The sequence below is a fragment of the Catenovulum agarivorans YM01 genome (assembly GCF_000281085.1).
Lineage (GTDB): Bacteria > Pseudomonadota > Gammaproteobacteria > Enterobacterales > Alteromonadaceae > Catenovulum > Catenovulum agarivorans.
The window spans coordinates 138,320-148,744 of record NZ_JH767533.1 but is presented as its reverse complement, the minus strand read 5'-3'; the positions used below and the strand labels follow the sequence as shown (position 1 = coordinate 148,744).

The following is a 10,425-nucleotide window of genomic DNA, read 5'->3' as shown; positions in this document are numbered from 1 at the left end:
AAGTTTTTTGACTGTTCGGCTAAATAACGTACGAAACGGCTATTTTTAGTACTTATATTAGGGAAAATACCGATAAAAGCTTTATTAAAATCTATTTAATTAATCCTAAGCATAATCAACGCTGGCATAAAATATGTTTTTTGCTGACTAATTTGAGCTAGTATTGTTTTATTCCGTTGCTAAATAAGTTACAAACAGGTCAAATAATGAAACAGGTACGTCCATATAATAAGATAAACCCAACAATCGCCGATAACGCTTATGTAGATGATAGTAGTGTATTGGTTGGTGACATTACCATAGACCAAGATTCGAGTATTTGGCCGTTAGTCGCCGCACGTGGTGACGTTAACTATATTAAGATAGGTCAAAGAAGCAATGTGCAAGACGGTTCGGTTTTACATGTAACTCGCTATAGCACAAATAATCCACAAGGTTTCCCACTTATTATAGGTGACGATGTAACTGTCGGGCACAAAGCTATGCTGCACGGATGTTATATAGGTAACAGGGTGTTAATTGGTATGGGCGCAATTGTATTAGACGGCGCGATTATTGATGACGATGTCATGCTGGGTGCAGGCAGTTTAGTTCCACCAGGGAAAAAATTGGTTTCAGGCTATTTATATGTTGGCTGCCCTGCGCAACAAAAAAGAAAACTAACTGATGGTGAAATCGCATTTTTAAAACAATCAGCGATCAACTATGTAGAACTCAAAGATCAATATCTAGCGCAGCAATTACCCAAGGAGCTTTAAGCTAGTTTTAAGCCACTCCAGTACCTTCAATAAACCCAATCCGCTCTTAGATTGGGTTTATTCGAAGTTTAATTGTGAGTCATCTAGCCTTTTAATAATTGAATAACAGCTGAAGTATCTGGCTTAATGTCTCGCCAAATATTAAAGCTCACGGCAGCTTGTCCAACTAACATGCCAATGCCATCAATGGTTTGTTTAACACCGTTTTCTGTAGCCCACAGATTAAACGCTGTCATCTTATCTGAATAAACCATGTCGTAAACGATTGTATCTGGCGAAAATATGCTGGTTGGTACTGGCGGTAACTGCTGAGTTAACCCTGCCGAAGTAGAATTAATCACTAAATCAAAGTCACCATCTAATTTATCAATCTCAACCGCCTGAATGTTTCCGAAAGCTTTATATCTGTCAGCTAAAGTTTGCGCTTTACTAAAGGTGCGATTACAGATAATTAACTCTAGTGGATTTTCTTCTAATAGATTTTTAATGACACCACTCGCGGCGCCACCCGCGCCGATTAGTAGAATACGTGCACCTGCAAGTTTGACCTGGTGATCTAACAAATCACCGACAAACCCAGCACCATCGGTCGTATCCCCAAGCAGCTTGCCATCTGGCAATAACATCAAGGTATTTACAGCTTCGGCCAATTTTGCGCCTTCAGTTAATACATCAGCTCGATTAAACGCATCTTGTTTAAATGGCGCGGTCACATTACAACCTTTACCACCAGCAGCTAAAAACTCATCCAATGCCTGATTAAAACCATCAACAGGCGCTAAAATAGCTCCATAAGTCAAAGCTTGCTTGGTTTGTTTGGCAAAAGCTTGATGAATAACTGGTGATTTACTTTGGGCAATGGGGTTACCGAATACAGCGTATTTGTCCATAACTAACTTAGGAATTAATCAAAATTTGTCGGCTAGTATAGCGATATAAACCAGTTACTTGAAGTTGCATCTTGCAATTCAACCATTTGGGTCAAATTAACCATTTTCGTAATTTATTTTCCAAAATAACCGGATCTATTGGTTTTGCAATATAGTCATCCATGCCTGACGCCAAACATTTTTCTCTATCCCCCTCCATTGCATTTGCTGTCATCGCAATAATAATAACTTGCTTATGTTGAATACCAGCATCCCCTCGACGAATACTTTCAGTGGTTTGATAACCATCCATTTCTGGCATTTGGCAGTCCATTAATACACAAGTATACGGGCTTTCAATTGCCGCATGATTTAGTAATTCAAGTGCCTCTATCCCATTTGCTGCAATATCTATTTTCAATTGTAGCTTGCCTAACATTGCTTCTGCGACAGCTTGATTAATTAAGTTATCTTCCACCAGCAAAATTTTGGTTTCTGCCGCCCAAACATATGTTTGTTGAAGTTGCTCTCCTTCCTCTCCAGTTTGGCTTGATTTAACTAAAGTTTGAATATATTCATGGGTAATTAACGGCCGAGCTTGGTCTAATACGTCTCCTCCATGCGCGACAATAGAAATTGCCGCAAGTAAATCTGTTGCTGTAGTTGGTTTAGAGAAATAGCCGATAAATCCTGCATCAGCAATATAACGAATATCGCCATGTTGGCCAGCCGATGTCATCATAATTAACGGGATATCTTTTGTTTTTGGATCAGATTTTAATTTGCTTGCGAGCTCGAGCCCATCCATAACGGGCATTTGCATATCTAAAAAAGCCAGATCAAATGGCTTAGAGCCTCCAGCTAATTTACATATATCTAATGCCTGCTGACCGCTATATGCTTCAGATATTTTTATGCCCCAACAACCCAATTGACTGCGAAAAACATCTAAATTCGTATGGTTATCGTCAACCACCAATACATGTAAATTTGAAACATCGGTATTGGGTATAACTGCCGCGGCTAAATTGCTTTTTTGCAGTAAAACATCAAAGGTAAATGTGCTGCCTTCGTTCACAACACTGTGCACTTCAATATGTCCTTGCATTAATTCTACTAGTTTGCGGCAAATAGCTAGTCCGAGACCCGTACCACCATACTTACGTGTTGTTGAGCCATCTACTTGATGAAAAGGCGTGAACAATGAGGTTTGTTTTTCGACGGGAATACCAATCCCAGTATCTGAAACTGCGCAAACCAGTTTTAGCCATTTATCTCTGCCAACACTGCTATCTTGTAATTCAGCTTTGATCACAACCTTACCCTGCTCGGTAAACTTAATTGCGTTACCAACTAAATTAATCAAAACTTGGCGAATTCGCCTAGGATCACCTTTGACGTTGTTTACCTTGATCCCACGCAAATCCAAAATAATCTCAAGGCCTTTAGCGTTTGCTTGAAACGCCATTGTCTCAGACAACTCTCCCAGCATGATGGGCAAATTAAAATCGAGCAATTCTAGTTCGAGTTTTCCAGCATCCACTGTTGAAAAGTCTAAAATGCCATTAATTAGCGTCAATAATGACCTAGCACTGGTATAAGCAATTTTAACTCTCTGCTTTTGTTCTGGCGTTAGCTCTGAATCAACAACCAACCCGAGCATACCCAAAACCCCATTCATTGGCGTGCGTATTTCATGGCTCATGCTAGCCAAAAACTCACTTTTTGCTTTAACTGCCTGTTCAGCTTGCTCTTTAGCTCTAATCAGATCTCGCTCGACCTTCTTGCGTTGGCTAATATCCAAATGCGTACCCAACACTCGTACCGGCATATTATCTATCGAGCTTTGAACGATCAGCCCAGTTGCGTGCAGCCAGATCCAATGGCCTCTGCCATGGCGAAAACGAAATTCACATTGATACCTGTCAGTTTTATTCTGTCTATGTAGTGAAAAAGCTCTAAAAACCTTGTATCTATCTTCTGGGTGGAGACATTCTAACCAAGATTGTAAGGTATAATCTGCGACTGTCTGTTCATCTATACCAACCATTTCGGCCCACTTTTGATTGACCGCAATAGCACCAGACATCACATCCCAATCCCACACTCCAACTTGTGCGCTTTCTACAACTAAAGCCAGCTGGTTCGATTTTTCAACTATATTGCTTTGATGTTGCTGTTTTTGGCTCAACATAAAATTAAAAGTATCAGCCAATTGTTCTATTTCATCCCCAGTTGAAATGCTCACCTGGACATTTTCTTCACCCATCGCAACTTTGCTTGCTGTCTGAGTTAATTCAACCAAAGGTAAAGTAATTTTTTTGCTTTGATACATTACCAAAAACAATACGGTAGCACAGGTAACAACGACGAAACTGACAGTAATAATGCCAATCTCAGTAGCACGTGCAAATACTTGTTCAGTCGATACTTCACCAATTAACTTCCAGCGGATATTTTTCACTTCAACATCATGCACTGAAGCAATGACCTCTATCCCTTGGCTATTCACATAGTTATATAAATCAGTCTCTAAATCATAACCGTCGATCAACACGGTAAAATTAATCGCTTGGGTAAATACTCTATGCCACTGTCCTTTTTGCTGCGGCGTTCTGAGGTATCCGTCTGTATCAACCAAAAACTGATTCATAATTAAACTTTGATCTAATAAGTCTTCGATCAAATTAAGAATTCGCTCCAACGAAATTTTTAATGCAAGAACACCTATTCGTTGCCCGTCGGGCGTTAGTAATGCCGCAGTCAAAAAACCTGAAACAGGATAGTTACCGCGTTTTTTGGTCGGATAAATTTCAAAATCCGAGAACAGAGTTTCTCCAGATGATAGGGTTTGTTCAGTTATATGTGCAAATGCACTACCGGCGTACTCATCCGTAAATAAATTACTGCCAAAATCTTTATCTTTCAAAACACTAAACAATATTGTGCCCGACTGATCAATTAGATAAAGGTCATCAATATAGTCGTAATCATTAAAATACTGTTTAATGGGTGTTTGATATTGATGGACGATCTGCGCCCAAGCATAACTTTTGACAAAAGATGTCGATGGCAAATTACTTTGTTCAAGCGCAGAAGTTAGTTGCTGAAGCAAATTAGTATAATGTGGCAATCTAGCTTGGCTAGAAATATCCATCAAGCGATAATCAAACCAATTATTAATAAAATTGACCGTTAACTTAGACGTCTGTTTGAGTTTATCTTTAGCTTGCTCTGCTAACCCCTGCTTTGCTTGTTGATAACCAATAAATGAAACAAATAAAATTGGAATAACCGTCAGTGTAATAATAAGTACCACCAACCTATGGCTCAGTTTGGCGTATTTTTTTTGCCGCCTATTTGATAATGCTCTATTCATATTCACCCTCTTCTAGGGCAAATTCTTCAATATTGATAGGTTTTGCTAGAATGCCTGCGCGCACAGAGTAGGTCATAATCATTTCCAAACCCGCCTTATCAATATGTAAATCGTGATAATTAATCACATTGAGGTGAGGTGATAAACTAGCAATAATTGCCGCTCTATTATGTGCTGGTATATGTTTGCGAATAATCGCAACGATTTGCTCAAGCTCAGGACCACCAATTGCTCTAGCAGCTTCAATGTCTGCGCCGGCTTTACGTAAGAAACGGTTTACTTCACGAACAGCTTTAGTTTTGTGCAACACAGAGTCGTCTTTAACTAGGGTAATACATTCAACATGTCCTTGTGGCCAAGTTAATACATCTTTTGAGTACCAAGCTACATAACCAAAACCTCCTGTTTCGACCACATCAGCCCATGGCAAAGATTGCTCAAACGCCGCAGCTATACCCCGATTGCTTTGTGATTTTATATGTAATGGTGCATTGGTCGGCGCAACATCTATAATCCTGACATCTACGTTTTTTTGGTTGTCAAAGCCTAACCTCACATTGTGTTGGGAGAGAAACTTGTACAAGACAACAGTGTGGGTTGATTTTATATGGGGTACGGCTATTTCTAACGGTCGAATTTGTTTATAAGATAACTGTTTGATGGCTAAAGCTAATTCAGCTGTTGGTTTTCGATATTGGCGCTCGTTAGCTAATTTAACTTTTTGTTTAATCGCCTCGTTAATTGCTAATGCATTGCCGTCACGATGCATCAATCCTATCCAACGAAAGTTCTCTTTTTCCAAGAACATATCCATAGCGAGTGGACTCATGACAAATGCCATATCCGCGTATTCAGACTGAAAATAAGCGCGTAATAAATCCCAACTTTGCATCTGTTTAATATGGAAATCTGCATATAGCATCTGCTCACGATATTTTTCGTATGCAACTAGCGCAGCATAATGATCAGCGAGTGGTATATATAATGCGGTTATACTTTGTTTTGCTTGGGATTGCCTTTCCAACTGAACAGCATGCAGGTTTTGAATGGCTATACACGTGAAGACACAAGCTAACCAAATGATTAGCCCACAGAGATTTTTCAATTTAAATCTGACAAAGACATCCCATATAGCCAAGGTTTGCAGCGCCATTTTATCGTTTTGTAGATAAATTTAAGCATAGAACAAAATTGATATTTTATGCGCTAGATAATTTCTTTTTCTTCGACTCAGCAATTTGGGTTAAAATACCAGCTTTGCATTTGAAGGTGAGCTGTTAATGCTGAAAAAGCTATTAAAAATTTCTGAGCCAACAAAACCTCAAACACCTTATCAAGCCGTAGGCGGAGAAGAAGGCACACGTTTGTTAGCCAATCGTTTTTACGATTTTATGCAAACTGACCCACATGCTAAAGACTTATTGGCTATCCACCCGCAGCCAATGGACAGCATTAGGCAAAGGTTTTTTGAGTTTTTGTCCGGTTGGTTAGGTGGCCCAGGGTTGTTTGAACAAAAGTATGGTCATCCAAGATTACGCGCGCGTCATCTGCCTTTTAAAATTACCGCACACCAAAGAGATTTGTGGATGTTATGTATGAATCAAGCGTTAGAAGAAGTGGTGACAGATAAATTAATGCGCCGCCAGTTACAAGCAAGCTTTTACCAACTAGCAACGCATATGATCAACACGGATTAAGCTTGTGTTAAACCTAGCCAATTCTGTGGTTTAAGATACCTTTGATATAACAGGGCTTCAGCGCTAGCTGCATGCGGTTGGTAGTTATACTGCCAACGAGCAAGCGGCGGCATCGACATTAAAATTGATTCTGTACGCCCACCTGTTTGTAACCCGAATAAAGTACCGCGATCAAACACTAGATTAAATTCGACATAACGGCCACGGCGATATAATTGGAATTGGCGCTGTGCTTCTGTGTATCCAACATCTTTGCGTTTGTCGATAATCGGCACGTACGCATCAATAAAACCTTGGCCAACAGCTTTGACAAAATCAAAACACTTTTCAAACGGCCAATGATTTAAATCATCAAAAAACAATCCCCCCACACCACGGGTTTCATCTCTGTGTTTTAAATAAAAATATTCGTCACACCATTTTTTGTATTTAGGGTAAACCTCATCACCAAAAGGTTTGCATAAATCAAATGCGGTTTGATGCCAATGGACTACGTCTTCTTCAACTGGATAAAAAGGGGTTAAATCAAAACCACCACCAAACCACCAAACTGGCTCAGCACCGTCTTTTTCCGCAATGAAAAAGCGAACATTCGCATGCGAAGTTGGAATATGTGGATTTTTTGGATGAATAACTAAAGAAACACCACAAGCTTGCCAACGACGACCTTTTAATTCAGGTCTATGTGCTGTTGCGGCTGCAGGCATAGCCTCACCACTTACATAAGAAAAGTTAACCCCACCTTGTTCTATTACTGCGCCATCAGTTAATACACGAGTGCGACCACCGCCACCTTCTTCACGCTGCCAGTTGTCCTCAATAAATTTACCTTGGCCATCTGCTTGTTCTAGAGCTCGGCAAATTTGATCTTGTAATGACTGGAAATATTGAATAACGGTTTGTATATCTATTTGCATCATCCGCGAAATACCTTGCCTGTTATTGGGTTAATAATTGTACTTGGATTAGTTGCACCACCAATTTCACCTTGCACGATAAAATCGACTTTATCAGCAAATACTTGCGCAACCTCAGCAGCCGACTTAAGTGATTCTTCACCTGCTAAGTTAGCACTGGTTGAAACCAACGCGTGCCCTAAACGACGGCATAAATCGCGCGCACCTTCATGTGCAGTAACCCGTACCGCAATAGTATCAAACTTACCGGTTAAACATTTGGGTGTTGCGCTTTTAGCTGGCAATAATAAAGTGAATGGCCCAGGCCAATGGGAAAAAGCACTATAGCGTTTGTCTTGTGGAATTTTAGCATCATCGACAAATGGCAATAACTGCGAATAGTCGCTGGCGATTAAAATAAGTCCTTTATTAATATCTCGCTGTTTCAATTCTAATATTTTCAGTACAGCTTGCTCATTGTTAGGATCACAACCTAAACCAAAACAAGATTCTGTCGGGTAAGCAATCACCCCACCTTGATGGACTATTTCAATTTCAGAAAGGATTTGTTTATCAGTCATTGCAATACAAAGCTAAATTGAAGATAGCTCATTATACTGATTAACTGATTAAATTCAGCTTAAGCTAACCTTATGACCGCATTTTTTCTGTGGGCAGACAAGCACGTCTTTACCACGTAAATGTTTTTGCAACATAACAGGCCAGCCGCAAGCTTCGCAGCTTTGTTTAACCGGCGGTAAGTTCACCGCGTAATCACATTTAGGGTATGCAGAGCAGGGATAAAAGGTTTTACCAAAACGATTTTGTTTTTTCAGTAAATGACCTTTTTGACATTTAGGGCAATCAATTTGTGTGTCGTTATCCTCTTGGCCATCTTTCTTTTCGATAAAGTGACAGTCAGGAAAACCTGAGCAACCAATAAAGATGCCAAATCGCCCATGTTTAACCGCAAGCGGTTTTGAGCATTCGGGACACTGAGAGTCAGGAATAAGCCGATCCAGATCAGGATCATGTTCTGGATGCAAAGCTTTGGTGTAATCACATTTAGGATAAGCACTACAACCTAAAAAAGGTCCAGCTTTACCATTGCGAAATACCAGAGCTTCGCCACATTCCGGACAGGATTCACGCTTGTTCGCGATATGTTCGAATAACTGTGAATCTTTAGTCATTGCTGCCCAGAAGGTGCTCCATAGGGTAATTAATTAGTGTAATGGACCATCGGGTTCTTCGAACACCAATTCTTCCATTTGAGTATAAGCATTTTCATGCCCTGGCACGTTGAACAACACCATCAACACAACCCATTTAAGGTCGTCTAACATAAATTCAGGTGTTTCTAATGCCATTACTCTATCAATCACCATTTCACGCGTTTCAGTGTCTAACACATTAATTTGTTCTAAGAACAAAATAAATCCGCGACTCTCTGCATCCAAGCGCATGACTTCTTCTTCAGTGTAAATACGCACCGAAGAACATGGTGAATTTTTAGTTAAGTAAGGAATTGTGTCTGAGTTTTGCAAATCAGCTAGCTTTTCAAGCCAGTCGAGTGCTTTATAAATCTCATCGACTTCAAAACCTGCTTTGATCAATTCATCAGTTAACTGATCGTGATCTACAAACACTTCAGTTTCACTATGAATATAGTTCTCAAACAAGTACATGAGGATATCAAACATAATTTATTCCCTCCTCAATCGAATGTAACCACCCGATGTAGCAGCGATAAGACCTTGAAGTTCAAGATCCAAGAGTTGAGATAACACTACTTCAATTGACTGCTGAGTCCTTGCCACCAGTTCATCAATAGAGGTGACCTCATAGTCTAAGTTAACCAACAATTCGTTACTTGTGAAGTTTTCTTTGTGACTTTTTTGCATTTTTTCCGAATTTTCTGCAATTTCTGCTGGTTCAGATAACCAATGCCAAACGGATAACTCATTTAATATATCGGCCGTTTGGGTAACTAATTTAGCGCCTTGCTGAATGATTTGATGACAACCTAAGGTACGTGGGTCATGAATGCTGCCAGGTATAGCATATACTTCACGCCCTTGTTCTAACGCATATTTAGCTGTTATCAAAGAACCACTTTTCGGAGCAGCCTCAACCACCAGCACACCTAAACTTAAACCACTAATTAAACGATTACGCCTTGGGAAGTGTTTTGGACGCGGCTGAGTACCTGGCTCAAACTCAGATAAAATTAAGCCGGTTTGTGCTATTTGTTGGTATAACGCCTTGTGCCTTGCTGGATAAATAACATCCACCCCAGTACCAAACACAGCTATGGTTTTACCATTAGCCGCTAGTGCACCTTTATGTGCTTGGCCATCTATGCCACTGGCAAACCCACTGGTAACAACTAAACCTTTGCTGGCTATATCTCTAGCAAAACAAAAGGCATTTTCAGCACCATAATGTGAGGCATTACGGCTGCCGACTAAAGCGACTTGCGGCTGTTTCAGTAACTCAATATCCCCTATCGCATATAAAACAAAAGGTGCAGAAGCAATTTGTTTAAGTTGTTCAGGATAAGCTGGATGCTGCCAATGGATAATATGATGAGCAGGATTGCTTTGTTGCCAAACTATTTGCTGTTCTATCAGGTCATGCGGGATTGAATTCAACTCAGCTATGTCTTGTGCTTTAAAACCATAACTCAGTAACTTATGTTCAGGATCGGCCAGAACTTTATCTAACGACCTATAAGTGAGTTGTTGCATCCATTTACGCGAACGCAAACCAAGTTGTTTAATGCGCAGCCAAGCGCGAGTAGTGTCATCCATGAGTAGTAATCCT

At 40.1% G+C, this 10,425-nt stretch carries 10 protein-coding genes; 2 read left to right on the top strand and 8 right to left on the bottom strand.

Translation table 11 applies throughout. The features are described from left to right. Positions 1 to 206 precede the first annotated feature (206 nt). Positions 207 to 758 carry a gamma carbonic anhydrase family protein gene (locus tag WSC_RS0116340; protein ID WP_016957024.1) on the top strand — a complete coding sequence of 184 codons (552 nt, stop codon included), beginning with the start codon at positions 207 to 209 and terminating at the stop codon, positions 756 to 758. Positions 759 to 841: 83 nt separating this feature from the next. Here WSC_RS0116340 and aroE read toward each other — a convergent pair whose 3' ends face one another. From aroE to WSC_RS0116325, 3 genes are all read right to left on the bottom strand, one after another. Then, entirely contained in the window at positions 842 to 1,648 is an 807-nt protein-coding gene (gene aroE, locus WSC_RS0116335; RefSeq protein ID WP_016957023.1) for a shikimate dehydrogenase, read from the bottom strand. A 91-nt stretch (positions 1,649 to 1,739) separates the two neighbouring features. Continuing rightward, positions 1,740 to 5,006, bottom strand: a complete 3,267-nt coding sequence (locus WSC_RS24350; protein WP_016957022.1) for a response regulator — start codon at positions 5,004 to 5,006, stop codon at positions 1,740 to 1,742. Then, on the bottom strand, positions 4,999 to 6,030 hold the full coding sequence (locus WSC_RS0116325) for an ABC transporter substrate-binding protein (RefSeq protein ID WP_237716328.1): 1,032 nt from the start codon (positions 6,028 to 6,030) through the stop codon (positions 4,999 to 5,001). The genes WSC_RS24350 and WSC_RS0116325 overlap by 8 nt, the downstream gene beginning before the upstream one ends. Positions 6,031 to 6,286: 256 nt before the next feature. Between WSC_RS0116325 and WSC_RS0116320 the strand changes: the two genes are divergently transcribed. Then, positions 6,287 to 6,703, top strand: a complete 417-nt coding sequence (locus WSC_RS0116320; protein WP_016957020.1) for a group II truncated hemoglobin — start codon at positions 6,287 to 6,289, stop codon at positions 6,701 to 6,703. On the opposite strand, the gene hemF is transcribed toward WSC_RS0116320, so the two are convergent. Genes hemF through dprA form a run of 5 tightly spaced genes read right to left on the bottom strand, consistent with a single transcriptional unit; the run spans position 6,700 to position 10,412 of the window. Continuing rightward, on the bottom strand, positions 6,700 to 7,623 hold the full coding sequence (hemF, locus tag WSC_RS0116315; protein ID WP_016957019.1) for an oxygen-dependent coproporphyrinogen oxidase: 924 nt from the start codon (positions 7,621 to 7,623) through the stop codon (positions 6,700 to 6,702). The two genes, WSC_RS0116320 and hemF, sit on opposite strands and share 4 nt — an antisense overlap. Continuing rightward, positions 7,620 to 8,180, bottom strand: coding sequence for an L-threonylcarbamoyladenylate synthase type 1 TsaC (gene tsaC / locus WSC_RS0116310; RefSeq protein WP_016957018.1), 561 nt, complete (start codon positions 8,178 to 8,180; stop codon positions 7,620 to 7,622). Before tsaC ends, hemF begins: the two co-directional genes overlap by 4 nt. A 54-nt stretch (positions 8,181 to 8,234) precedes the next feature. Then, entirely contained in the window at positions 8,235 to 8,792 is a 558-nt protein-coding gene (locus WSC_RS0116305; protein ID WP_016957017.1) for a DNA topoisomerase family protein, read from the bottom strand. A 33-nt stretch (positions 8,793 to 8,825) separates the two neighbouring features. Further along, positions 8,826 to 9,302, bottom strand: a complete 477-nt coding sequence (locus tag WSC_RS0116300) for a DUF494 family protein (protein WP_016957016.1) — start codon at positions 9,300 to 9,302, stop codon at positions 8,826 to 8,828. A 3-nt stretch (positions 9,303 to 9,305) separates the two neighbouring features. Beyond that, on the bottom strand, positions 9,306 to 10,412 hold the full coding sequence (gene dprA, locus WSC_RS0116295; protein ID WP_016957015.1) for a DNA-processing protein DprA: 1,107 nt from the start codon (positions 10,410 to 10,412) through the stop codon (positions 9,306 to 9,308). Between the last annotated feature and the right edge of the window lie 13 nt (positions 10,413 to 10,425).